Below are 21,053 nucleotides of genomic sequence, written 5' to 3'. Positions count from 1 at the left end.
CGGCCCTGGGTCAGCGTTGCGGTGCGCCAGGATGCAAAAGCCCATGTCCGCATCTTCGTGGACCACCTTGCGCTCCGGCGTGCCGCGTCGATCAGGCTGTCGACAAAGACGCGGTCACGCAAGGCATCGCGCAGCAGCGCGGCAACCTGCTCCCGGCCGGTGGGGCTGTTGTCCTGTTGCAAGGATGGCGCGCACACGGGCGGCGAAGGAGGCAAGGGTGCGCGGCATGGAAGGCCCCGGGTGTTGACGGTCCGTTGCGATGCCAGCAGGATAGAAGTTCAAGTCGGCATGAAGTCAAGGGGATTTTTCATGGATATCGCGCACGTGGCCCGGACCGCGGGCCTGCCGGCATCGACGCTGCGGTTCTACGAAGAGAAGGGCCTGGTCGCCCCGGTCGGCCGCCAGGGCTGCGGCGGCTGTTCGATGCGGGCGTGCTCGACCGGCTGGCGTTCATCGCGCTGGGCCGGACGGCCGGCTTTTCGCTGCAGGAGATCGGCGCCATGATCCCGGCCGACGGCAAGCCGGCCATCGAGCGCCAGCTGCTCTCGGCCAAGGCCGACGAGATCGACGCCACGGTCAGGCGGCTGCAGGCCACGAGCCGGGGCCTGCGCCAAGCTGCCGTGTGTCCGGCGCCCAGCCACGCGGAATGCCCGACCTTCCAGCGTCTGCTGCGGCAGCCGGCAGCGGCGCCAGCGCGCGCGGGACGCGGCGCGAGGTCCCGCCGTCGCGGCGGGCCTGATGGCGTCGACTACCATTTGCCAATGCAGTATTCCGTCGCCGTTCGCACCCTGTGCGAATTCACCGCCAAGCGCGGCGACCTGGACCTGCGGTTCACACCTTCGCCCAGCGCGCAGGAAGGCATGGCCGGCCACCTGCTGGTGGCCGGCCGGCGCGGGCCGCTGTACGAAACCGAGATCACGCTGCGCGGCGAGTTCGGCCAGCTGGCGGTGCGCGGCCGCGCCGACGGCTACGACCCGGCGGCGAACCGGCTGGAGGAGATCAAGACCCATCGCGGCGACCTGGCCCGGCAGCCGGCCAACCACCGGCAGCTGCACTGGGCCCAGGCCAAGGTGTACGGCTGGCTGCTGTGCGAGGCGCGCCAGCTCGCCGAGCTGAACCTGGCACTGGTGTACTTCGACCTCGCCACCCAGCAGGAAACGACCTTCACCCAGACGCACTCCGCGCAAGCGCTGCGCGCGTTCTTCGAGGCCAGCTGTGGCGACTTCCTGGCCTGGGCCGAGCGCGAGCTGGCGCACCGCGAGCACCGGGACGACGCGTTGGCGGCGCTGGTGTTTCCCCATCCGGCGTTCCGCACCGGGCAGCGCGAACTCGCGGCGTCGGTCTACAAGGGCGCCGCCTCCGGCCGCTGCCTGCTGGCCCAGGCCCCCACCGGCATCGGCAAGACGGCCGCCACCGTGTTCGCCATGCTCAAGGCGGCCAAGCCGCACGGGCTCGACAAGATCTTCTACCTGACGGCGAAATCCACCGGCCGCCAGCTGGCCCTCGACGCGGCGGCGCTGATGGGAAGCAACGCGCCCGCGTTGCGGCTGCGGGTGGTGGAACTGACGGCGCGCGACAAGGCCTGCGAGTATCCGGACCGGGCCTGCCATGGCGACTCGTGCCCGCTGGCCAAAGGCTTCTACGACCGCCTGCCGGCCGCGCGGCTGGACGCGCTGGCGTCGGGGCTGATGGACGGACCGGCGCTGCGCAGCGTGGCCTTGAGGCACCAGGTCTGTCCCTACTACCTCGGCCAGGAAGTGACTCGCTGGGCCGACCTCGTCGTCGGCGACTACAACTACTGGTTCGACGCCAGCGCCATGCTGCACGCCCTGACCGCCGCCCACGAATGGCGCGTCGGCGTGCTGGCGGACGAGGCGCACAACCTGGTCGAGCGGGCCCGTGCCATGTACTCGGCGTCGCTCGGCCAGGCCGCGCTGCGGGCGGTGCGCACGGCCGCGCCGGCACCCGTGCGCTCGGCGCTGGACAAGGTCAATCGCGGGTGGAGCACGCTGCGCAAGGCGCACGGCAAGGGCGCGCTGGAGACGCTGCCCACTACCTTCATCGCTGCGCTCAAGCAGGCGACCAGCGCCATGGAAACGCACTTTGCAGAAGCCGCCGCGGGCGCGGCCGATGCTCCGCTGCAGCAGGCGTACTTCGACCTCCTGGGGTTCCAGCGGCTGGCCGAATCCTTCGGGCCGCACTCGGTGCTGGAGTTCATCGAACAGGACAGCGCTTTGGGCAAGCCGGCGGCAACGGTCCGCATCCAGAACCAGATCCCGGCGCCGTTCCTGAAGCCGCGCTTTTCGGCCGCCCGCTCGGTCACGCTGTTTTCCGCGACGCTCAGCCCGCCGCGCTACTACACAGACATGCTGGGGCTGCCGGCCGACACCGCCTGGATCGACGTGGAGTCACCCTTCAGTCCCGACCAGCTGCAAGTGCAGGTGGTCAGCCGGATCTCGACGCGCTTTGCGGACCGGCCGCGCTCCGCCGCGCCCATCGCCCGCCTGATCGCGGACCAGTTCGAGGCGCAGGCGGGCAACTACCTGGCGTTCTTCAGCAGCTTCGACTACCTGGACCTGGTGGCTTCGCAATTGCAGCGACGGCATCCCGGCGTTCCGGTCTGGGCGCAAGCGCGCGGCATGGACGAAGGCGCTCGCAAAGGCTTCCTGGGCCGCTTCGTGCCGGGCGGCCAGGGCATCGGCTTCGCGGTGCTGGGCGGCAGCTTCGGCGAGGGCATCGACCTGCGCGGCGACCGGCTGGTGGGCGCCTTCGTCGCCACCCTGGGCCTGCCCCAGGTCAACCCCAGGAACGAGCAGCTCAAGGCCTGCCTGCAAGGCGTGTTCGGCGCCGGCTACGACTACACCTACCTGGTCCCCGGCATCCAGAAGGTGGTACAGGCGGCAGGCCGGGTGATCCGCACGCGGGAGGACAAAGGCATCGTCTACCTGATCGACGACCGCTTCGCCCGGCCGGCGGTGCGTGAGCTGCTGCCAGCCTGGTGGCGGATCTCGGGCGCGACGCAGCTGACGAACTGAGCCGCGACCGCCTGAGCCTCAGCGCGCCCGCTGCACGTCCAGCGCTTGCACTGCGGGTGCATCGTTGCCCCAGGCACTGCGCACGTAGCTGGCCACTGCGGCGATCTCGGCGTCGTTGAGCGACTGGCCGAACGGCGGCATGCCGAAGGGGCGCGGATTGCCGGGCGTGGTCGGCGCAAAGCCGCCGCCCAGGATCACCCGCACCAGGTTCGCGTGCGATCCCATCGTCACCGACCGGTTGCCCGCCAGTGGCGGGTAGATGTCGCCGCTGCCCTGGCCTTGCTCGCCGTGGCACTGGGCGCACTGGTTGCCGTACAGGCGGGCGCCGAGTTCCAGCGTTTCGGTGGGCGCCGGCGCTGGCGCCGGCGCTGGCGGATCGTGGCGCGGCAGGTCGCGCAGGAAGGTTGCCATCGCATGCAGGTCGGCCTCGGCCAGGTGCTGCGTGCTCCCGGCCACCACGTCGGCCATCGGCCCCAGCGCGGCGCCATGGCGAGAGTCGCCCGTCTTGAGCAACTGCACCACGTCCTGGGCGGACCAGTCCTGCACGCCGGCCTCGGACGGCGCCGCCAGCGACGGCGCGTACCAGTTCTGCATCGGGATCAGGCCGCCGCTGAGCTCCAGCTTGTCGTCGGTCGCGCCGAAAGCGTTGCGTGGAGAGTGGCAAGCCTGGCAGTGGGCCACGCCGCGCACCAGGTAGGCGCCGCGGTTCCACTCGGCCGATTTGTCCGGCTCCGGCTGGAACTCGCCGGGCGAGAAGAACAGCGCACGCCACACCGCCAGCGCCACCTGCGTGTCGTACGGAAAGCGCAAGTCGTGCGGACGGTTGGCTTGCGCCACCGCCGGCTGGCTGCGCAGGAAGGCGTAGAGCGCGTCGGAATCTTCGCGCGTGACCCGGGTGTACTCCGGGTAGGGAAAGGCCGGATACAGCAGGCGGCCGTCGCGCGAGCGGCCGTGGTGCAGCGCCCGCCAGAACTCGGCGGACGACCAGGCGCCGATGCCGGTACCAGCATCGGGCGTGAGGTTGCCGGCGAAGATCGTGCCGAACGGCGTGGCGATGCCCTTGCCGCCGGCGAACGGCGCGCCGCCGCGCGCGGTGTGGCAGGTGACGCAGTTGCCGGCCCGGGCCAGGTAGGCGCCGCGCTCGATGGTCTGCGGCGTGGCCGGAACCGTCGCCGCGCTGGTCGCCAGCGGCGCTTCGCCGCGCACGTTGAGCCACGCGATGCAGGCCGCAGCGGCGAGCAGCGCGCCGACAACGCCGATTGCAATCCGCTGCGCCTTCATTTCGCACCGCTCCCGCACGCCAGCGGCAACTTCGCCGGCAACGCGCCGGCCGGCGCCGGCCCGGCGCCCACGGGCTGCGACGACAGCCAGGTGGCGGCCGCGGTGACGTCCTGCGGGGTCAGGCTGCGGGCGATGCCGCCCATGCAGTCGGGCGCGACCGCCCGTCGCTGCCCGGTGCGCCAGGCGCCGAACTGCGCCAGCAGGTAGTCGCGCGGCAGCCCCAGCAGGCCCGGCATGCCCGGGTTCACGCCGGTCATCGCGGCGCCGTGGCATTGCGCGCAGGCCGGGATGTCGCGCTGCGGATCGCCATGGCGCACCAGCTGCTCGCCGCGCGCCAGCATGGCCGCCGGCGCGCCCGTGGTCTGCGGCGGCGGGTAAGGCAGGTCCAGGCCGGCGAAGTAGTCGGCGATCTCGCGCAGGTACGCGTCCGACATGTGGTCCACCAGGTAGGCCATGGTGGCGTTGCTGCGGCGGCCTTCGCGGAAGTTGACCAGCTGCTCGTACAGGTAGCCGGCCGGCTTGCCCGCGATACGCGGGAAATAGCCCTGGTTGGTGGCCCGCCCTTCCTTGCCGTGACAGACCACGCAGGCCTGCATGCGCTGGGCCATGTCGTCGGTGACGGCGGGAGTTTTTGCCGTGCCGGCGGTGGCCAGCAGGGCGAGCGAAAGGCCGGCCAGCAGCCGGCGGAGAAGAAGGAAGGGGAAGAAGGGCATCTTGCGCATGGAAGCCGTGCATTTTCGGAACAATCCAGCGCCCTGTGCAGGCTCAGACGGGCGGGATAGCGCCATACCAGATGGCCGCTGGCCCAGAATCGGCAGTCCATGAACAAGTACGAACAGCTCGCCAGCGACATCGAGGAGGCCATCGCGGCGGGCACGTTGCGCCCGGGCGACCGCCTGCCGTCGGTGCGCGAAACCGTGGCCAGCCGCGGCGTCAGCCCGTCGACCGTGTTCGAGGCCTACTACCTGCTGGAAGCCAGGGGCGTGGTGGAAGCGCGGCCGCGTTCCGGTTACTTCGTGCGGCGCTCCAGGGACGCGGCCGCCGAGCCGCATTCGCCGCCACCGCGGGCCGAGTCGACTTCGGTGGCCGTCTCGGACCTGGTGCTGGAAGTGCTCGGCTCCCTGCGCGAGCGCGACGTGGTGCCCATGGGCTCAGCCTTCCCCAGCCCCTGGCTGTTTCCCTTGCAGCGGCTGGCGCGCGGCGGCGCGGCTGCCATGCGCCAGCTGGCTCCCGACGACTTGCTGGAAGACCTGGCGGCCGGCAACGAAGACTTGCGCCGGCAACTGGCGCTGCGCTACGTCGCCAACGGCGTGGCGGTGGCCAGCGAGGAGATCATCGTGACCAGCGGCGCGATGGAGGCGCTGAATCTGTGCCTGCAGGTCGCGACGCGCCCGGGCGACGTGGTGGCGATCGAGTCGCCCACCTTCTACGGCTGCCTGCAGGCGCTGGAGCGGCTGCAACTCAAGGCCGTGGAGATCGAAACCCATCCGCGCGAAGGGGTGCAGCTGGAGTCGCTGCGCCAGGCGCTGGCGCGGCATCCGGTCAAGGCCTGCTGGTTCATGCCCAACTTCCAGAACCCCACGGGCTCGCTGATGTCGGTGGACAAGAAGCAGGCGCTGGTCGACCTGCTGGCGCGGCACGAGGTTCCGCTGATCGAGGACGACGCTTATGCGGAGCTGTACTTCGGCGCGCGGCGGCCGCCACCGGCCAAGGCCTTCGACCGCAAGGGGCTGGTGATGCACTGCAGCTCGTTTTCCAAATGCCTGGCGCCGGGCTACCGCGTGGGCTGGACGGCCGCCGGCCGCTATGCGGGCGCGGTGGAACGGCTCAAGCTCATGAGCACGCTGTCGGTCGCGGTGCCGTCGCAGGTGGCGGTGCTCGACTACCTGCGGCACGGCGCCTTCGACAAGCACCTGCGCGGGCTGCGCGCCGCGCTGGCGCAGCGGCAGCAACAGGCACTGCAGTTCGTGCAGCAGTCGTTCCCCGCCGGCACCCGCGTCACGCGGCCCGAAGGTGGCTACTTGCTCTGGCTGGAGCTGCCGGCGGCGGTCGACGCGTTGCAACTGCAGCGGCTGGCATTGGCACGCAACATCAGCGTCGCGCCTGGCCACCTGTTCTCGACGTCGCCGCACTTCCACAACTACATCCGCCTCAACTACGGGCACCCCGCCGCCGAACGGATGCAGGAGGCGGTGCGCACACTCGGGCAACTGGTGGTGGAGCTGGCCGCGCGTCGCTAGACTGGTGGCCTGCACAGCGCAATGCCACAGGAGGTCAGGCCATGCCCACCAAGCTTTTCACCAGCGGCCGCATCCGGAAAGCGGACGACGACAGCGCGTGGCGCCAGCGAGCAGCACTGGGACGACCAGTGGGTGCTGGCGTACAAGCGGGTTCCCGAGGAAGTCTTCCGGCGCCTGTGCAGCGCGCCGAACCCGGCGACTTACTGGGAGACCGGGTCGCCCAGGAGGACCCGAAAGGCCGGCCGATGAGATCCAGCGCCGAGCCGGACGGCGCGAAGAAGTTGGGCGACCTGTTCGGCGGGGGCGCGACCTGATGCGCGCCGCGTTCACCGCCGCGGCGCTGCTGGCACTCGCAGGCTGCGTCAACGTTCCGGATGCACCGTCCAGCGCAGCCGCCTGCGCTGCGGGCGAGGCGTCCTATGCCTGCCAGGTCCAGCGTTACCACGACGTCTCCGCGCCCTGAGCGCAGCGGCGCCCGGCCGTTGCCTCAGAGCCGCCGCTCGGCGCGCGCCGCTTCGCACACCGCGTCGTAGGCCCAGCCCATGTCGCTGCCCTCCACCGGTCGCAGCGGCCCCGCCGTGCTCGCCATGGACAAGGCCGCGCCGGCGCTGTCGTAGGCGTTGGCGGCCAGCATGCGCGTGGTGCGCTGGCTGCAGTCGAATTCGGTGCGCAGGGCGGTGCGGTGGACGCGCGCCTGGCGGGCGCCTGGCACCGCCGGTTCCGGCACCAGCGGATGCCGGCCCCACCAGCGCAGCCACACCACCACGCGGGTGCGTTCCAGCTGCATGGAGCCGAGCTGGATCTCGACTTCGGGCGCGCCGGGCACCGGTCGCCAGCTGGCGGCGGCGCTGCCGGCAGCGAGCGTGCACGAGGCAGCGCAGGCCAGTGCGATCCTGGAAAAGGACATCGCTGCATGCTAGGCCAATGTCGCGCCGTCGTGTTCTTGCGGTGCAGCACGGACCGCCGGCAGCAGCCGGGGGCGATGACGCCGGCACTGGCGCGGCGCTGACCCGGCGCCTCAGCGGATCGCGCGCGGCCCGGTGGCCAGCCCGCCCAGTTCGATCAGGCCGCGCAGCACCACCTCTGCCGCCGCGATCAGGTGCGGCAGCCGGTCCTGGCCGACGTAGGTGCACTCGTGGACGATCAGGTCCCGGTAGCGCGTTGCCGCTTCGAACCTGTCCCAGTCGTCGCCGAACTGTTGCTGCCCGCGGGCAGCGCCGCGCAGCCGCAGCACCTCTTGGACCAGTTCCGCCGGCGCGGCGTCGCGGAACTGGCGGTGCCGCATTTCCGCGGTGCTGGAAGGGCGGCCGCTGGCATGCACCACCAGCGAACGCGACAGGGCCTCGACGGCGGCGACGATGGTCACCAGTCGCGTCGTGCCCATCTCGGCCTGGACGCTGGCGAGCCGCTGCCGGATCACCCGCAGCCGGGCCGCCGGCGTCGCCACCGCGTAGGCACGGTGGAGTTCGTCGGGGTGGTCCTGCAGCTGCGCGTTCATGCGGGCCAGTGTAGGAGGCCGGCCGCGGGCGCGCCGTGCACTTCAGCACGCTTGTCGGCGAAAGCGCACGCGCCTGTCGCGGACAGGGCGCGCCCGCGGGCGCGCGGGGCGCACAGACTGCTAGCGCCCGCCGGCGAAGGTGAAGCCCTCACTCCTGATGCCGTTGAACCCCGCGCCGAAGATGCGCGTGCCTTCGACGATGGCCACGCCGGCCATGGTGATGCCTTCGTTGCCGCAGATGCCACCGGCCAGGTTCACGTTCAGGCTGTACGAATGGGCGCTGGAATTGGGCAGGAGCGAGCCGGTGATGGTGCAACCGCCCGTGCTGGTGCCGGTGATGGCGCCACTGGCCGAGACCGCCACGCTGGCGCCGTCGCTGCCGTCGGTCACCGACAAGGTGCCGTCGTAGGTGCCCACCGCATCGGCCAGCTCGGCGGCATCCGCCGAATTCGGGTCCCAGGTGCCGGCCAGGCTTGCCAGCGGGCCGCCGGCGGTGACGGTGGCGGCAATGCTCTCCTCGCCCGCGTAGATGCCCTGCAGGCTGCCCCTCACGACGGCGCCGCTGGCGGCCGAGAAGTCCACCAGGTCGACCGACGTGATTTCGCCATCGGCGGCGGTGTAGTTGCCGTTCTCCGCGCCGCCCAGCAAACTGGCATCGCCGCTCGCCCCGTACAGCACCCAGATCTTCCCGCTCGCCAACACCAGGGTATAGGCAGTGCGGCCGGTGTCGGTGCTGCCCTTGAACAGCCCCACCGCCCTGCCGCTACCCGGATCCGGAGAAGGCGTGGGGTCGACGCCGCCGCAGACCAGCGCGCCGCCGTTGCAGGTGCCCGGGTTGCCACCGCCGCCGCCGCAGCCGGCCAGTGCCAGCGTGGCCAGCAAGGCCAATCCTGTCGTTCTCATCGTTGCTCCCGTTGCGATGCCAATCCCGGCGAATGGACGATAACCCAGCTGGCGCGGCACGCAAACCGGGTTGGCCGGCGTTGTTGCGGCGCACCATTGGCCGTCCGTCGAGCAGGACGACCCTTTGTCCCGAGTTCCGACAACGGCTGTGTCCGGTGACCTACAACCTTGCCATGGACGGATACCTAATTTGGCAGGTATCGATTGACGGGAGACAAGCTTGAATCACTGCTGGCCCCATCGCGAAGCGTTGGCTCACTGCGACGAAGGCCGCGGCTGCGAGCCGTCGCGCCGGCTCACCTTCCTCGTGCTGTTCACCCGTGGCGGCCGCCCGGGCGGCTGGCTGTTCCTGGTCGTCGGCCTGTGGGGCCTGGTCGCCGCCACCACCCTCGCAACTGTCGGCTGACACGCGGCGCCCACTCGCCATTCGCCCCGCTGGCGCGCGCGCACCGCTACGATGTGCCGGTGCCGCACTTCGCTCCCAGCGCTTGCCCCTCCGACCTGCCCGACTGCCTGGCCGCCGTCGCCGACAGCATGCGCGAGGCGTTGCTGGCCCGCTGCGTCTCCCCCCTCGCCCAGGCCGGGCTTTGCGCCGCTGCGCTGTTCCTGCCCGATGGCCGGCTGATCGCGCCAGGCCGCCGCCCGCTGCCGTTGCTTGCCGGCAGCCTGGGGCCGGCGGTGCAGGGCATCCTGGGCGAGTTCCCGGCGCACGCGATGGAGCCGGGCGATGGCTTCATCAGCAATGACCCGTGGCGCGGTGGCAGCCGCCTGCCCGAGATCGTGTTGCTGCGGCCGGTGTTCGCGCACGGCGAGGTGCGCGCGCTGGCAGCCTGCACGCTCCATCACCAGGACGTGGGCGGCATGACGGCTGGCTCGCTGCCACCCGCCGCCACCTCGGTGCACCAGGAGGGGCTGCGCATCCCGCCGGTGCGGCTGTTCCGCGCCGAGCAGACCGACATCGCGCTGTTCCGGCTGCTGTGCACCAACAGCCGCACGCCCGACCAGCTGGCCGGCGACGTGCGCACGCAATGGAGCGTGCTGCAGGCCGGCGAAGAGGCGCTGCAACTGCTGCTGGACGCGCCGGCGGCGTTCCTGCGGGAATGCGAGGCCGCCATCGTCGCCTCGGAGGCCGCGGTGCGGCGGACGCTGCGCCACGCGCCGGACGGCGAGTACCGCTTCTCCGCCGCCCGTGACCCTGACAACCCCGGCGCTGGCAACGAGCCTTTGCGCGTGCCGGTGCTGCTGCGCAAGCAAGGCGATCGGCTGGTGATCGACCTGACGGGCTGCGCCACGCAAGGGGCCGGACCGGCCAATGCCTCGCGCGCCGCGGTCTGGTCCGCGGTGAGCGACTTCGCGCGCGGGCTGGCGCCGCGGGCCGCCGCCAACGCGGGTTGCACCGCGCCGCTGCAGCTGCGCACGGCGCCGGGGACCATCGTCGATCCAGCCTTCCCCGCCGCCGTCAACGGGTCCGCCGCCGTCGTCGAGATGCTGTCCGATGCATTGCGCGGCGCCTGGGCCCAGGTGCAGGCTGCCGAGCGCGGCGCATGAGCGACATCGCGAACGATGTCGAGATGCCGGCGTTCGATGTCTTCGGCACCGTGATCGACTGGCACGGCAGCATCGTGCGAGAGCTGGCGCAATTGCATCCGCGGGTGGACGGCGACGCCTTCGCGCTGGCCTGGCGCGAAGGCTACCGGCCGGCCATGGCGCGGGTGATGTCCGGTGACCTAGGCTGGACGCTGATGACGAGCTGCACCGCATCATCCTCGAGCAGATCCTGCCGGACTTCGGCCTGGACGGCCTGGCCGAGAACAGCGGCAGCACCTCGGCCATGTCTGGCACCGGCTCGATCCCTGGCCGGAAGTGGTGGTTGCGCTGCAGCGGCTGAAGCGCCGCCACATCATCTGCTGCCTGCCCAACGGCAGCCTCGGCCTGCTCACCCGCATGGCCAGGCGCGCCGGCCTGTCCTTGGACTGCGTGCTGTCGGCCGGGGTGTTCCGCGCCTATAAGCCCGAGCCCGCCACTTGCCTGGGTGTGCGCGCGTGTTCGACCTGCCACCGACCGCGTGATGCTGTGGCGGCGCACCACGACGACCTGGCGGGCGCCCGCGCGTGCGGCCTGCGCACAGCAGCCTACATCGAGCGGCCGCTGGAGATCGGCACCCGCCGGCCCAAGGACGTGGCCGCACAACCGGGCAACGACTTGCACAGCGGGGGCCGGGCCGCACTGGCCGACCGGCTGGGCTGCTGACGTTCACTTTCGACGTAGTCACCTGCTGACAGAGGTGCGCGGGCTTGGCCGAAGCGAGCCTGGGCTGCCGGACTAGCGCCGTTGCGCGAGCGATGGCGCATGGTCATGCAAAAGGATCCCCATGCCCGACGATCCCACTCCCCACGGCGGCGAGGCGCTGCACCAGCCGCCGGACCGCGCGACGATCCCTGACCCGAAACCGGGGCAGGCCAGCGACGAACCAGTGCGCGGACTGCCGCGGGCGGACCGGGCCGAGCCGAACATCGGCGAGCGACCCAGCCTGCCGGACGAACCTGAACTGATGGCGGCCGACAGCGAGGACGAGGAAGCCGATCCGGTGGTCGACAGCGGCCCTGGCATCAGCGACGACGATACCCGCAAGCCCAGCGTCACGCGGCAGCCGGCATGAGGAGCCTTGCCATGGTGATGTTCAAGGCCCGCTTCCACGCCCCCGAGCCGGTTCCGGGCTCGGGCGACGACCCGCCCCGTCCGGACGACCAGCCCCAGCCCACCGCGCCGCCGATCGAGGAAGAAGACGGCCCGCAGCCGCCGGTGAAATTGCCGGGCCCGAGCGGAGCGCCCGCGCAGGCGAACGCGGTGCTGCTCAATCGCGCGTGACGCGCAACACTTCCTCGCGCGAGGTCAGGCCATCTCGCACCAGGCGCTCGCCGTCGTCGCGCATCAGCTTCATGCCACCGGCAAGCGCGGCCTCGCGGATTTCCGCTTCCGAGGCGCGGTTGTGGATCAGCCCGCGCATGCGCTCGTCGGCCGTCATCAGCTCGAAGATGCCGGTGCGGCCGTGGTAGCCGGTGTGGCCGCAGTGCGCGCACCCGCGCTGCACGCCTTCCACTTCCACCTTGCAGTACTCGCACAGCTTGCGCACAAGCCGCTGCGCCAGCACGCCCAGGATCGAGGAGCTCAGGAGGAAGGGCTCCACGCCCATGTCGGTCAGCCGCGTCACCGCGCTGGCCGCGTCGTTGGTGTGCAGCGTGGCCAGCACCAGGTGACCTGTCAGCGAGGCCTGGATCGCGATCTGCGCGGTTTCGTAGTCGCGGATCTCGCCGATCATGATCACGTCCGGGTCTTGGCGCAGGATGGCGCGCAACGCCTTGGCGAAATCGAGATCGATCTTCGGGTTGACCTGGGTCTGGCCGATGCCGTGCAGCTCGTACTCGATCGGGTCTTCCACCGTCATGATGTTGCTGGCGGCTGCGTCCAGCCGCGTCAGGGCGGCGTACAGCGTGGTGGTCTTGCCGGAACCGGTGGGGCCGGTGACCAGCACGATGCCGTGCGGCTGGTCGATCAGGTTCAGGAAGCGCTCCAGCGTCAGGCCGATCATGCCGACCGACTCCAGGCTGATGCGGCTTTCGCTCTTGTCCAGCAAGCGCAGCACCGCGCGCTCGCCGTGCGCGCTGGGCAGCGTCGAGACGCGCACGTCCACCGCGCGGGTGCCGATGCGCAGCGAGATGCGGCCGTCCTGCGGCAGGCGCTTTTCCGAGATATCCAGCTCCGCCATGATCTTCAGGCGCGAGATCAGCGCGGCGTGCAGCGCCCGGTTCGGCTGCACCACCTCGCGCAGCGTGCCGTCGACGCGGAACCGCACCGACGAATGCCGTTCGTAGGGCTCGATGTGGATGTCGCTGGCGCCATCGCGCGCGGCCTGGGTCAGCAGCGCGTTGAGCATGCGGATGATGGGCGCGTCGTCGCTCGCCTCCAGCAGGTCTTCCACCGCCGGCAGCTCCTGCATGATGCGCGAGAGGTCGGCGTCGTTCTGCACTTCGCTGACCACGGTGGCAGCGCTCGACTCGCCTTGCGCGTACGCGGCGCTGATGCGCTGGGCCAGCGCCGCCGGCTCCAGCTGCTGCAGCGTGCGCACGTGGAACTTGCGCATCACCTCGGTCCAGGCGGGGGCCGGCGCGCCGGCGTGCCACAGCACCAGCTGCTCGCCGTCGTCTTCCAGCAGCAGCTGCTGGCTGCGGGCGAAGCTGTAGGGAAGCGGGTAGCGCATGGCGACGCTCAGCGCGGCGAAGGCGCGGTCAGCGGCGCGAGCGGAGCAAGTGGCGCCGAGCGCAGCACCGGACTGGAGGTGGCGCCCGGCGACTGCGCGGGGCGCGGCACCGGCGGCATCAGCGGCGCGGCATTGATCGGCACCAGGTGGCTGGGCTCCGGCTGGCCTCCCAGCTGCAGGCCGCGCATCAGGTCGTAGCGGTCCAGAGACAGCTCGTCGGCCTGGGCGGCGTCGCGCACCACCACCGGGCGCAGGAACACCATCAGGTTCGACTTCTTGCGGGTGCGGGTCTCGCTCTTGAACAGGTTGCCGAACAGCGGGATGTCGCCGACCACCGGCACCTTGTCCTGACCGCCGGAATACTCGTCCTGCAGCAAGCCGCCCAGCACGACGATGCCGCCGTCCTCCACCAGCACGTTCGACTCGATCGAGCGCTTGTTGGTGGTGATGCCGCTGGCGTCGGTGCGCGAGGCCGGGTCGACGCTGGAGACTTCCTGGAAGATCTGCAGCCGCACGGTGCCGTTCTCGCTGATCTGCGGCTTCACCCGCAGCGTCAGGCCGACGTCCTTGCGCTCGATGGTCTGGAACGGGTTGACCGCGCCGCCGGTGCCGGTATTGGCGTTGGTGTACTGGCCGGTCACGAACGGCACGTTCTGGCCGATCACGATCTTTGCTTCCTCGTTGTCCAGCGTCAGCAGGTTGGGCGTGGACAGGATGTTGGCGTCGCCGTTGTTTTCCAGGAAGCGCGCCAGGAAGCCCAGCACGTAGACGCCGCCGAAGCGGCGTGCCACGCCGAAGTTCAGGCCTTGCGCCGGCACGGTGGTGCCCTGGCCGGCGGCGCTGAGCGCCAGGTCGATGATGTTGGTGCCGGTGCCGCCGGTGCTGAAGTTGGTGCCCAGCACGCCGATGTTGCGGCCGCCCTGGTTGCCGATCGGGCCTTGCCACTGGATGCCGAAGTCGGCCGCCTTGTCGGCGTTGACTTCGGCGATCAGGCTTTCGACGAACACCTGCGCGCGGCGAGCGTCGAGCCGGTCGATCACCGCCCGCAGTTGCCGGTACTGGGGCTCGGGCGCAGTGATGATCAGCGAGTTGGTGGCCGGGTCGGCCTGGATCTGGCCGCCGGTGGACGGCTGCGCCGCGCCCTGGATCGGCGTGGTGGCGGGGCTGGCACCGCCCTGGGTGGTATTGGCGGAGATGCCGCCGGTGAAAGCGCCTCCGCCGCCGCTGGCGGCACCGCCGCCCTGCTGGCCGCCGGGGGTGGGCGAGGCGCTGGGCATCGCTGCCATGGCGGCGCGCAGCACGGCCGCCAGCCGCACTGCCTCGGCGTTCTTCAGGTAGACCACGTAGATGTTGCCGCTGGCGCTTTGCGCGCCGCCGGGCTGGTCCAGTCGCTGCACCAGCGACCGCACCAGGTTCATCCGCGCCGGGTTGGCCGCGCGCGCCACCAGCGAGTTGCTGCGCGGCTCGGCGATGACGGTGGTGCGGAACGAGGTGTCGGTCTGGCCCTGGCCGGCGGTGGCGGCGGCCGCGCCGGCGCCCGACGAATCCACCAGCCGCTGCACCATCGGCGCCAGGTCGGAGGCCAGCGCGTGCTGCAGGTTGATCACCTCGACGTCGGTGGCGTTGGACACATCCAGCGCCGCGATGATGCGGCCGATGCGCTGCAGGTTGTCGGCGTAGTCGGTGATCACCAGCGAGTTGTTGCCGGGATTGACGTTGATCGTGTTGTTGGGGCTGATCAGCGGGCGCAGGATCGGCACCAGGTTGCCGGCGTTCTCGAAGTTCAGACGAAAGATCTGGGTGACGATCTGGCTGCCGCCGCCGGGCGTGCCGACCGAGACGGCCCCGCCTTGCAGCTTGGCCTCGGCTTCCGGCACCACCTTGAGCAGGCCGCCCGATTCGACCACCGTGTAGCCGGACAGCCGCAGCGTCACCACGAACTGGTTGAACGCCGCCGCCGGCGTCACCGGCCGGTCGGTCGCCAGGTTGATGGTGCCCTTCACGCGCGGGTCGACCACGATGTTGCGGCCGGTGATGGCGGCCATGGTGCGGGCCACGGCCTCGATTTCTGCGTTGACGAAGTTCAGCGTGATCGGTTCGTTGGCGCGCTGCGCCAGCGCCAGCGGCGGCAGGCTCGCCAGCAGCATGACGGCGGCCAGCGAGGCGGCGGCAAGACGGAAATTCATTGGGGCCTTTGAGGTCACGATCGGTTAGCCGATCGTGATGAGCGAGCGGGAGCCAGTGCGGCGCCCGATGATGTTCAGGAGGTTGGAAAGGGCCGCTTCCCGCTCGGGCGTGGCCGAGGCCTCGCCACGGAAGCGCAGCCGCGGACCGACCCATTGGCCGTTGCCGGTCAGATGGAGGGCGCCCTCCAGGGTCTCCACCCGCAGCGTGGTCGGCGCGCCCCCTTGCAGTGTGATGCGGTAGCTGCCCATGGGCCTCAGCGTAGATAGGCGCGATGCGACCCGCAGCGCCAGCAACTCGGCCCGCCCCGTCACCACCGGGCGGCCTTCGATCCATTCTACTGAAAGGCCTCGCGTGGACAGCTGCAAGTCGCCTTCCAGCTGCAGGGTATTCCACGGCGTGCCCAGGCCGGCGGCCACGGTGGCGGGCCACTGCGACTGGCTGTCGTCGATGGCGAGGTCGAGGCCGCCGAAGCGGGCCCTGGCGCGGATGGCGATGGCCCGCGCGGTGCAGCACTCGGAGCGCAGGCGCGCGGCCACGCCGTCCCAGCGTGGCGCCAGTTCCCAGCCGACGCGTCCGGGCAGGGCGGCGGCGTCCCGGCTGCCGCGCCCGCCGGTCAGCACCAGCCGCGCCGAGCCGTCCCAGACGGTGCCACGCGGGTCGGCGAGCTGGACCTGGCCCTGTGTCGCGCGCGCCACGGCGCCGGCCAGCCAGCGGGCCGGCGCGAACAGCACGACGGCCATGGCGAGGCCGGCCAGCAGGCCGCCCACGGCCCAGGCCCAGGGCACCTCCCGAACGGTCCGCTGCGCGCGCGCCACGGGTGGCGGTTACCGCGGCGGCAGGGTCAGCACCAGGGTGCCGTCCCAGCCGCCGCTGGCGTTGCGGGTCAGCCGGGCCTGGCCCGGGATCGCGCGGGCGTTGCTGCGCACCTGCGCCAGCCACTGGGCAACCGCGGCCGCCGGGGCGTTGGCCAGGACGACCGTCACCTGGCTGCCGGCGATGGTGTAACGCGCCGCCACCCCGAACTGCGCGCGAATGGCTTGTTCCAGCTGCCGCATCGCCTCGTCGTGGCCCAGGCGCGGCTGGGCCTGCATGGCCTTGGCCTGGGCCTGGAGCCGGCGCATCTGCTGCAATTGCGCGTCCAGGGTGCGGTGCTGGGTCTCGGCGCTGCGCAAGGTGGCAAATGCCGGCGCCAGGGCCAGCCACCAGAGCAGGGCGAATGCCACCAGCGCGGTGGCCGCGGCCACCATGGTCTGTTCGCGCGGCGCCAGGGCGTTCCAGTGGGTCCGCAATTGCTGCGCGTTCATCGGCCGTCCTCCGCCGTCACGGTGACGGTGTCGCCGTCGGCCGTGGCCGCATAGCCCAGCGCCTTGAGCTGGCTGGCGACGCTGCGGAACTGGTCGGCCGTCAGCTGCAGGCCCTTGGCCCGCAACTCGCCGGTGGCGAAGTCCAGGCCATTCGGCGTGCGGTCGGCCGGCAGCGCCGCCGCCAGCGCGGCGAGCAGGGCGTCCAGGTCGCGCGGCGAGGCGACGCCGGTCAGCTGGCGCAAGGCGGCCACTTCGCGCTCCATCTGGATCGGCGCGTCCACCACCACCCGCACCAGGGGAAAGGTTTCGGTCAGCGCTGCGCGGACACCGGCGCGCTTGTCGTCCAGGCTGGCCCGTTCCTTCCAGGCCCAGGCGTTCAGCCCGAGCAGGTTCACCACCACCAGCGCCACCGCGCCCCAGCGTGCCGGCCGCCAGGGCGTGCCGTGCAGCACTTCGGCCCAGCCGGTGGCCAGCTTCTTGAGCGCGCGGGTGCGGCCGGAACTGGCGAACTCGAACTGCGCCAGGTCCCAGCGGGTGCGGCTGGCCTGCAGCCAGCGCTGCGGCGCCTGCTGCAACGTCATCTTGTGCTGCAGCACCAGCTCGGCGACGCCGGCCACGGCCGGCTCGGCGATGCGGGCTGCGTCTTCGGGCAACTCGGGCAGCAGCGGCAGGCAGGCATGGTTCAGCGGCAACGCGACCACGCCGCCGGCGCCGCTGGTCACCACCAGCGGCCGCTGCGGATCGCCCAGCGCCACCAGCGCCAGCTCGCCCTCGGGCGCGAACTCCGGCACGATCCGGCCGACCGGGCGGTCGGCGGACTCCAGCAGTTGCAACGCGGAGCGCAACCAGGCGCGGTCACAAGTCGCCACCCAGGCCGGCTCGCCGGCGCGGGCCCCCGGCTGCAGCGCCAGATGCACGGCATCGGGCTCGTCCAGCAGCTGCTCTTCGAGTAGCCCTTCCAGCACCGAGCGCAGGCGCGGCGACCCGGCAGCGATGCCCTTGGGCAGCTCGACCCGGTGCCAGGAGAGGGCCTGCACCGGAACCACCGCGATCACTTCGGCGCCCGTGCCCCTGGGCAGCGGCAGCAGGGCGGCGGCGGTGCTGCCGTGGTCCTGCAGCGTGCGGCCGTCGACACTGAGCGCAAAGGCCCATTCGGTCGCGGTCGTGGCCGGCTCCAGGGGCAGGGAAACGATCAGTGAACTCATGGCTGGCCGGATTGTAGGTGCGGGGGGTCAGCGCGGCGGTGGCTGGGGCGCCACGAAAGACGACTGGAAGCCGCCGTGCTCCCGTTGCACCGTCCGCACGTTGCCGCCGCCGTCGCGCCGCACCAAGGAGCGCTCCTCGATCACCACGCCGTCCATCCGTAGCCGGCCACGCACCTCGAAGTAGCGCGAGCGGTAGTCGACGGTGCCGGAGGCGAAAGCGTCGCCGGGCGCAGGCAGCAGCCGTGTGGCGTCGGCCACGGCGCGAAAATGCTGGCGCTCGCGTTCCGTCACCAGCCGCTGGGCGTCGGCCATGCCCAGGGTGTTGCCCACCGCGTAAATCACTTCGGCGCCGGCGGTGTTCAGGTTGACCGCGGTGCGGGTCGGCAGGATGGTCACGTGCGGCTGCAGCGCCGCGATGGTGTCCGGCGGCAGCCCGAGCCAGGCCAGCTGCTCCAGCCGTTGCGGCAACAGCGGCGCCTGGCTGGCGGAGCGGTTTTCCAGGCTGATGTCGGAGGCGAAGCGCAGGTTCTCCGCCATGCGCGTGAGCTGCTGCTGCGGCAGCCCGAGCAGCTCGAACAATCGGCTGAAGCTGCGCAGGCCGGGCTCGGACAGGCGCCCCGCCTCCACCAGGTTGGTCACGTTCAGCAGCGCCTGCATGTCGACGATCTCGCCCGAGAGGAAGGTGGTGTCGGCATCGTTGTCCACCGTGTTGGACGGATCGGCCGCCAGGAAGGTGGACAGCCGCGCCTCCATCAGCGGCACGGCCCAGGGCTCGGCCAGGTGGTCGGCGCCGCCGGCGCGGGCGTCTTCGCGCAGGATCAGCCGCGACCAGTCGAGCGCGCCGGTCAGGATCCAGGAAGCCTGCCCCCGGGCGCGGTCGGCCGCTTCCACCTCCACGCTGCGCCACTGGTTCCACATGGCGGCGGCGGCGAAGGTGGCGACCAGCGCCACCGTCAGCATGGCCGCCAGCAAGGCGGCGCCGGCCTGGCGCGCGGGCGTCATGACTTGCCTCCGCCGACGGTTGGACGGACCCAGTCGCGCGTGATCTGCCCGCCGATGGCGCGGCTGGCCGGCAGCTGCAGCACCAGCCGCACGCCGTCCGGCAGCACGCCGACCGCGCGGCGGGTCGGCGCCGGGGCGGCCGGCGGCTGCTCGGCGCCGGCTTGCTCGCCGAACGGCTGCTCGGTCAAGGGTGCGGCGGCGTCGCTGGAGAACGGGTTGGTCCAGCTGTCGCCGCGATAGTAGAAGACCTGCCAGTCGTCCAGCGGCGCGATCGCCACTTCCTGGCTGCGCAAGGCGTCGCCGGGGTTTTGCGACCAGCTGTCGGCGGCCAGCCAGTTGGCGTCGAGTTCGGCGCGGGTGGTGGCCGGCGGCGACTGCCAGCGCCGCCACTGGCCTTCGCGGCGCGTCCAGCCCACCACCAGCACGCCGGCGCCGGGGCTGGCGGTGCTGCGGCGGGTCAGGCGCAGCACGCGGCCGTTCCATTCCAGCGCGGTCACCAGGGGCAGCTGCACCAGCGCGGTCAGGTCGGCGTCCCACTGCGCCAACCCGGTCTGCAGGGTCAGGATCTCGTCGGCCCGGGCCTCTGTGAATTCGCGGGTGCGCATCATCCCGTCGAGGCCGCGCCAGCTCAGCGCCGCGAGAAGGGCCAGCGCGAACAGCGCCACCAGCAGTTCGACCAGCGTGAAGCCGCGCGCGCGCCGCATCAGAATCGCCCCAGCACGGTGGACAGCCGCAGGATCGGCGTGGCGGCATCGAGCACCTGGGCGTCGATGCGGCGAAAGCTCGGGTTGGGCGTCGGCGAAACCGTCACGCGGACCTGATAGACGCGGCCGGCCTGTTCGCAGGCCACTTGGCTGTCGCCCACGCCGGGCATCTGGCGCGCCAGCCGCATCCGCACCAGCTCGTTTTCGGCGCACATCTGCCCCAGCAGCACGTCCGCCTGGCGCTGCGCGTTGTTGGTCAGCGCCGCCGTCGCCTGCATGCCGGCCACCAGCGCGATCGCCACGATGCTCAGCGCCACCAGCACCTCGATCAGGGTGAAGCCCGGGTTGCGCTTCACGGCTGCTCCGGGGTGACGGTGAAGGGCCGCAGACCGTCGGTGGCCACGCGCAGCCGGCGCTGCGGCGCGTCGTCGCTGGCCAGCACCACGGCCTGCGGGCCGATCACCGGTTCCGGACCCAGCACCAGCACCGGGTTGCCGATCACCCGGGTGCTGGTGGCCAGCCAGGCGGTGGGCAGCGTGCCTTCGGGCAAGCCGTCGAAGCGGAAGGCGGCGTCGCTGGCGACCCAGCGCACCGACTGGCCGGCCATGCGCGAGCGGGCGCGGGCCGAGTCGAGCAAGGCGGCCAGCCGCTGGGCGTCGCGCTCCAGCGGCTGCCCGGTGGCGTCGCGCAGCGCGAAGCTGACGCCGGCGGAGGCCATGGCGATGATCGCCACCACCACCATCAGCTCCATCAGGGTGAAGCCGAAGGTGAAGCTGCGAGTGCGGCGGGCGGTCCGGCTATTGCCAGGAGCCGATGTCGGCATTCTTGCCCTCGCCACCGGCCTGGCCGTCGGCGCCGAAGGACATCACGTCGATCTCGCCCTTCACCCCCGGATTGAGGTACTGGTAGGCGCGCCCCCACGGGTCGTTGGGCAGCTTTTCCAGGTACGGTTTCCAGTTGGGCGGCACCGGCGCGGCCGCCGGCCGCTGCACCAGCGCCGCCAGGCCCTGCTCGCCGCTCGGGTAGCGCTGGTTGTCCAGCTTGTACAGCTTGAGCGCTTGCATCAGGTTGTTGACGTCGGTGCGCGCCGCGGTGCTGCGGGCGTCGTCGGCGCGATCCAGCACGTTGGGCACGATCAGCGCCGCCAGCACGCCGATGATCACCAGCACCACCATCAGCTCGATCAGGGTGAAGCCGGCATGGGCGAGGCGCCGGGCGAACCGCGGCAAGGTCTTGCGGAAAGGGGGAATGGCCATCGGTTCAATGATAATCGCCGCATGGTGACTCCGATGGCCACAGCGTGGACGGTTCGCGGCGCGACTTTCGCGCTGTGGCTGGTGGCTGCCGCCTGCGCCGCGTTCTGGAGCCTGCGCCTGGGCGCCGGTCCGGGCGCCGAGCCGCCGCTGCCGGTCGCGGCGCGCAGCGTCGCGGTGGAC

22 protein-coding genes and 1 pseudogene are annotated in these 21,053 nt (G+C 71.6%); 8 read left to right on the top strand and 15 right to left on the bottom strand.

The annotated features are described in order from the left end of the window. Window positions 1-288: 288 nt before the first annotated feature. Window positions 289-504 carry a MerR family DNA-binding transcriptional regulator gene (locus tag JWP65_RS16965; protein WP_367280525.1) on the top strand — a complete coding sequence of 72 codons (216 nt, stop codon included), beginning with the start codon at window positions 289-291 and terminating at the stop codon, window positions 502-504. Further along, entirely contained in the window at window positions 432-3,035 is a 2,604-nt protein-coding gene (locus JWP65_RS16960) for a helicase C-terminal domain-containing protein (RefSeq protein ID WP_299765844.1), read from the top strand. Before JWP65_RS16965 ends, JWP65_RS16960 begins: the two co-directional genes overlap by 73 nt. Before the next feature lie 18 nt (window positions 3,036-3,053). Here the strand turns inward: JWP65_RS16960 and JWP65_RS16955 are convergent, their stop codons facing one another. After that, the gene (locus tag JWP65_RS16955) at window positions 3,054-4,316 is read right to left on the bottom strand and encodes a cytochrome c (RefSeq protein ID WP_299765842.1); all 1,263 of its coding nucleotides are present in this window, start codon (window positions 4,314-4,316) and stop codon (window positions 3,054-3,056) included. Further along, window positions 4,313-4,924 (bottom strand): c-type cytochrome, encoded by a 612-nt coding sequence (locus JWP65_RS16950; RefSeq protein ID WP_299765861.1) that lies wholly within the window; start codon window positions 4,922-4,924, stop codon window positions 4,313-4,315. Before JWP65_RS16950 ends, JWP65_RS16955 begins: the two co-directional genes overlap by 4 nt. Window positions 4,925-5,137: 213 nt before the next feature. Between JWP65_RS16950 and JWP65_RS16945 the strand changes: the two genes are divergently transcribed. Next, complete coding sequence (locus tag JWP65_RS16945; RefSeq protein ID WP_299765840.1) at window positions 5,138-6,556, top strand: PLP-dependent aminotransferase family protein; 1,419 nt, start codon at window positions 5,138-5,140, stop codon at window positions 6,554-6,556. A gap of 487 nt (window positions 6,557-7,043) precedes the next feature. Here JWP65_RS16945 and JWP65_RS16940 read toward each other — a convergent pair whose 3' ends face one another. The 3 genes from JWP65_RS16940 to JWP65_RS16930 form a co-directional block, all read right to left on the bottom strand. Continuing rightward, a complete protein-coding gene (locus JWP65_RS16940) occupies window positions 7,044-7,463 on the bottom strand; it encodes a hypothetical protein (protein ID WP_299765838.1) in 420 nt (139 codons plus the stop codon). A gap of 111 nt (window positions 7,464-7,574) precedes the next feature. Next, a complete protein-coding gene (locus JWP65_RS16935; RefSeq protein ID WP_299765836.1) occupies window positions 7,575-8,054 on the bottom strand; it encodes a hypothetical protein in 480 nt (159 codons plus the stop codon). Window positions 8,055-8,174: 120 nt separating this feature from the next. Then, on the bottom strand, window positions 8,175-8,957 hold the full coding sequence (locus tag JWP65_RS16930) for a hypothetical protein (protein WP_299765834.1): 783 nt from the start codon (window positions 8,955-8,957) through the stop codon (window positions 8,175-8,177). 220 nt (window positions 8,958-9,177) lie between these two features. On the opposite strand from JWP65_RS16930, the gene JWP65_RS16925 reads away from it, so the two are divergent. The 5 genes and pseudogenes from JWP65_RS16925 to JWP65_RS16905 all read left to right on the top strand — a co-directional run bounded on the left by JWP65_RS16925 (window position 9,178) and on the right by JWP65_RS16905 (window position 11,825). Further along, window positions 9,178-9,363, top strand: a complete 186-nt coding sequence (locus JWP65_RS16925; RefSeq protein WP_299765832.1) for a hypothetical protein — start codon at window positions 9,178-9,180, stop codon at window positions 9,361-9,363. A gap of 59 nt (window positions 9,364-9,422) precedes the next feature. Then, window positions 9,423-10,505, top strand: a complete 1,083-nt coding sequence (locus JWP65_RS16920) for a hydantoinase B/oxoprolinase family protein (RefSeq protein WP_299765830.1) — start codon at window positions 9,423-9,425, stop codon at window positions 10,503-10,505. After that, window positions 10,502-11,207 (top strand): annotated as a pseudogene (locus JWP65_RS16915) (HAD family hydrolase). Before JWP65_RS16920 ends, JWP65_RS16915 begins: the two are co-directional and overlap by 4 nt. A gap of 121 nt (window positions 11,208-11,328) precedes the next feature. Beyond that, window positions 11,329-11,616: a hypothetical protein gene (locus JWP65_RS16910; protein ID WP_299765828.1), complete on the top strand. Its 288-nt coding sequence runs from the start codon at window positions 11,329-11,331 to the stop codon at window positions 11,614-11,616. A gap of 11 nt (window positions 11,617-11,627) precedes the next feature. Continuing rightward, the gene (locus tag JWP65_RS16905) at window positions 11,628-11,825 is read left to right on the top strand and encodes a hypothetical protein (RefSeq protein ID WP_299765826.1); all 198 of its coding nucleotides are present in this window, start codon (window positions 11,628-11,630) and stop codon (window positions 11,823-11,825) included. Here JWP65_RS16905 and gspE read toward each other — a convergent pair. From gspE to gspG, 10 genes are all read right to left on the bottom strand, one after another. After that, window positions 11,812-13,215 carry a type II secretion system ATPase GspE gene (gene gspE / locus JWP65_RS16900; protein ID WP_299765824.1) on the bottom strand — a complete coding sequence of 468 codons (1,404 nt, stop codon included), beginning with the start codon at window positions 13,213-13,215 and terminating at the stop codon, window positions 11,812-11,814. The two genes, JWP65_RS16905 and gspE, sit on opposite strands and share 14 nt — an antisense overlap. An 8-nt stretch (window positions 13,216-13,223) precedes the next feature. Continuing rightward, window positions 13,224-15,401: a type II secretion system secretin GspD gene (gene gspD, locus JWP65_RS16895; RefSeq protein ID WP_299765822.1), complete on the bottom strand. Its 2,178-nt coding sequence runs from the start codon at window positions 15,399-15,401 to the stop codon at window positions 13,224-13,226. Window positions 15,402-15,425: 24 nt separating this feature from the next. Then, window positions 15,426-16,142, bottom strand: coding sequence for a type II secretion system protein N (gene gspN, locus JWP65_RS16890; RefSeq protein WP_299765860.1), 717 nt, complete (start codon window positions 16,140-16,142; stop codon window positions 15,426-15,428). 84 nt (window positions 16,143-16,226) lie between these two features. After that, on the bottom strand, window positions 16,227-16,706 hold the full coding sequence (gene gspM / locus JWP65_RS16885; protein ID WP_299765820.1) for a type II secretion system protein GspM: 480 nt from the start codon (window positions 16,704-16,706) through the stop codon (window positions 16,227-16,229). Next, complete coding sequence (gene gspL / locus JWP65_RS16880) at window positions 16,703-17,911, bottom strand: type II secretion system protein GspL (protein ID WP_299765818.1); 1,209 nt, start codon at window positions 17,909-17,911, stop codon at window positions 16,703-16,705. Before gspL ends, gspM begins: the two co-directional genes overlap by 4 nt. 27 nt (window positions 17,912-17,938) lie before the next feature. Continuing rightward, on the bottom strand, window positions 17,939-18,913 hold the full coding sequence (gene gspK / locus JWP65_RS16875; RefSeq protein WP_299765816.1) for a type II secretion system minor pseudopilin GspK: 975 nt from the start codon (window positions 18,911-18,913) through the stop codon (window positions 17,939-17,941). Beyond that, entirely contained in the window at window positions 18,910-19,617 is a 708-nt protein-coding gene (locus JWP65_RS16870) for a type II secretion system protein J (protein WP_299765814.1), read from the bottom strand. The genes gspK and JWP65_RS16870 overlap by 4 nt, the downstream gene beginning before the upstream one ends. Beyond that, window positions 19,617-19,973, bottom strand: a complete 357-nt coding sequence (gspI, locus tag JWP65_RS16865) for a type II secretion system minor pseudopilin GspI (RefSeq protein WP_299765812.1) — start codon at window positions 19,971-19,973, stop codon at window positions 19,617-19,619. The genes JWP65_RS16870 and gspI overlap by 1 nt, the downstream gene beginning before the upstream one ends. After that, a complete protein-coding gene (locus JWP65_RS16860; protein WP_299765810.1) occupies window positions 19,970-20,440 on the bottom strand; it encodes a prepilin-type N-terminal cleavage/methylation domain-containing protein in 471 nt (156 codons plus the stop codon). The genes gspI and JWP65_RS16860 overlap by 4 nt, the downstream gene beginning before the upstream one ends. After that, a complete protein-coding gene (gene gspG, locus JWP65_RS16855; protein WP_299765807.1) occupies window positions 20,415-20,873 on the bottom strand; it encodes a type II secretion system major pseudopilin GspG in 459 nt (152 codons plus the stop codon). The genes JWP65_RS16860 and gspG overlap by 26 nt, the downstream gene beginning before the upstream one ends. Window positions 20,874-21,053: the final 180 nt, after the last annotated feature.

It is taken from the genome of Ramlibacter sp. (genome assembly GCF_028292805.1).
Taxonomy (GTDB): domain Bacteria; phylum Pseudomonadota; class Gammaproteobacteria; order Burkholderiales; family Burkholderiaceae_C; genus Ramlibacter.
The sequence above is the reverse complement of the archived record's forward strand: the minus strand, read 5'-3'. Positions and strand labels throughout refer to the sequence as shown.

Coding starts and splice junctions, on each gene's coding strand:
- JWP65_RS16965 (WP_367280525.1), top strand. CDS start 289: ATGAAGTCAAGGGGATTTTTCATGGATATCGCGCACGTGGCCCGGACC.
- JWP65_RS16955 (WP_299765842.1), bottom strand. CDS start 4,316: ATGAAGGCGCAGCGGATTGCAATCGGCGTTGTCGGCGCGCTGCTCGCC.
- JWP65_RS16950 (WP_299765861.1), bottom strand. CDS start 4,924: ATGGCCCAGCGCATGCAGGCCTGCGTGGTCTGTCACGGCAAGGAAGGG.
- JWP65_RS16945 (WP_299765840.1), top strand. CDS start 5,138: ATGAACAAGTACGAACAGCTCGCCAGCGACATCGAGGAGGCCATCGCG.
- JWP65_RS16940 (WP_299765838.1), bottom strand. CDS start 7,463: ATGTCCTTTTCCAGGATCGCACTGGCCTGCGCTGCCTCGTGCACGCTC.
- JWP65_RS16935 (WP_299765836.1), bottom strand. CDS start 8,054: ATGAACGCGCAGCTGCAGGACCACCCCGACGAACTCCACCGTGCCTAC.
- JWP65_RS16930 (WP_299765834.1), bottom strand. CDS start 8,957: ATGAGAACGACAGGATTGGCCTTGCTGGCCACGCTGGCACTGGCCGGC.
- JWP65_RS16910 (WP_299765828.1), top strand. CDS start 11,329: ATGCCCGACGATCCCACTCCCCACGGCGGCGAGGCGCTGCACCAGCCG.
- JWP65_RS16905 (WP_299765826.1), top strand. CDS start 11,628: ATGGTGATGTTCAAGGCCCGCTTCCACGCCCCCGAGCCGGTTCCGGGC.
- gspE (WP_299765824.1), bottom strand. CDS start 13,215: ATGCGCTACCCGCTTCCCTACAGCTTCGCCCGCAGCCAGCAGCTGCTG.
- gspD (WP_299765822.1), bottom strand. CDS start 15,401: ATGAATTTCCGTCTTGCCGCCGCCTCGCTGGCCGCCGTCATGCTGCTG.
- gspN (WP_299765860.1), bottom strand. CDS start 16,142: ATGGCCGTCGTGCTGTTCGCGCCGGCCCGCTGGCTGGCCGGCGCCGTG.
- gspM (WP_299765820.1), bottom strand. CDS start 16,706: ATGAACGCGCAGCAATTGCGGACCCACTGGAACGCCCTGGCGCCGCGC.
- gspL (WP_299765818.1), bottom strand. CDS start 17,911: ATGAGTTCACTGATCGTTTCCCTGCCCCTGGAGCCGGCCACGACCGCG.
- gspK (WP_299765816.1), bottom strand. CDS start 18,913: ATGACGCCCGCGCGCCAGGCCGGCGCCGCCTTGCTGGCGGCCATGCTG.
- JWP65_RS16870 (WP_299765814.1), bottom strand. CDS start 19,617: ATGCGGCGCGCGCGCGGCTTCACGCTGGTCGAACTGCTGGTGGCGCTG.
- JWP65_RS16860 (WP_299765810.1), bottom strand. CDS start 20,440: ATGCCGACATCGGCTCCTGGCAATAGCCGGACCGCCCGCCGCACTCGC.
- gspG (WP_299765807.1), bottom strand. CDS start 20,873: ATGGCCATTCCCCCTTTCCGCAAGACCTTGCCGCGGTTCGCCCGGCGC.